This window comes from Spiroplasma endosymbiont of Megaselia nigra (assembly GCF_003987485.1).
Classification (GTDB): Bacteria; Bacillota_I; Bacilli_A; order Mycoplasmatales; family Mycoplasmataceae; genus Spiroplasma.
Window position 1 is genome coordinate 1 of the sequence record NZ_RCOO01000234.1, and the last position, 1,533, is coordinate 1,533.

The 1,533-nt window shown below is 24.0% G+C and carries 1 protein-coding gene; it reads right to left on the reverse strand.

Annotation, left to right across the window (positions count from 1 at the left end):
• Positions 1-143 precede the first annotated feature (143 nt).
• Positions 144-1,533 (reverse strand): hypothetical protein (locus D9R21_RS07555; protein ID WP_158613963.1); only part of this gene is annotated, 1,390 nt, incomplete at its 5' end.

The following is a 1,533-nucleotide window of genomic DNA, read 5'->3' on the forward strand; positions in this document are numbered from 1 at the left end:
GTCTTTTGACCCTTTAGTTTTACCCTTTGCCATATAAAAAATGTTTCTCCTAACTTTATATATTTAATAATAACCTAGAAAGGTTTTTTATTTCATATTATCAGTTAAAAGAAACATTGTATATGTAAAATCTCTTTTTCTTTTTAATTTGGTTTAATAGTTATTTTAACAGGGTTATCACTTTTATTTCTAATACCCAATACATTTGGATTAGAAACATCCAGTATAATATTTTTATCATTACCAGAATAAAAAAATAGAAAATTAGAATTATTATTACGCAGAAATAATTGAGTAAATATTAATTTTGAAAATCTAATTTTTAATTTTAAATCATTTGTATAATATGCTTGTAAATATGTTTCTTTAATTTTATCATTATCACTATTAGATAATTTTGTTATTTGAAGTAAAAATTTAATATCTCCACTACTTTTACCTTTTTCAGTTATATAACTATTTTTATAATTATCACTTGATAAACCACTAGTATAACCAGTGGCAACTGTTTGAATATTATTAGTTATATTTTTAGTATATAAAGTTATTGTATTGTCAAAATTAATTTTATCAGTTTGTGAATAACCACTCTCTTTTAAAATTATTTTAGATAACAAACCAAAATTAGCATAACAAGCATTACGACCACCAGATAAATTAATATCTCTATTAGGAATAAAATTTTCTATATTAGGTTTTGCACATTCAACTTGTAAATTACCTAGATTACTTATTTCAATAGTTTTATAAGCATCTTGAAATTTACTAATACTTTGAATTGTTGGGTCAATTTGCTTTAAATCAATTTCAATTTCATAATAACCTTCATTAAATTCATCAGAAAATAAATTAACTGGTTCAATTCCTTTTTTACATTGTGCTGGTGCTGTAATTTTAGTTATTAATGGTAGTACTACATCAGTAGGCATAATATCTTTGGTATAAGGTTTATAGTTATATGGAACTGGCGGTAATACATATTCAGGGTAATTAAATGTTGGTATTTCATAGTCGTGTGGTAATAAGAAGCTAGTTTTATAATTCGTTGTCATATCGCGTAAATAATTATTTAATACGCTTTTTGTTTTACCACGAAAACTCCATACTGATAATCTTAAATAATCTTCTTCATTATTTGTATATGGATTATCAGCATAAAAGATAATTTCAAAATTACCTTTATATAATGCTTGAATTGAAAACATATCAATTATATAACTACAATTTGTACCATCTGGTGTTTGTAAAAACTCTAAATCATTATCTTTTTCACTATCACTAGCTGGTGTTTGTGCATCTACAGCTTTGGTTTGTTCATTAATTAAATAAACTCGATTAGTTTTAGGATTTAATTGTTTTAAATTATAAGTTGAATAAACTAATTCTTCTGTTGGTTTACCATCTTTATTTAAAACAGTACCCTTACATTTATCTGTTAATAAAGTTGTAAAACCTAAACTAGTTGCATTTGCTCCAAAGATAGCACCAACTTTATCATTACCTTGTTCTCTAAATATTTCAAATGGTAAATAA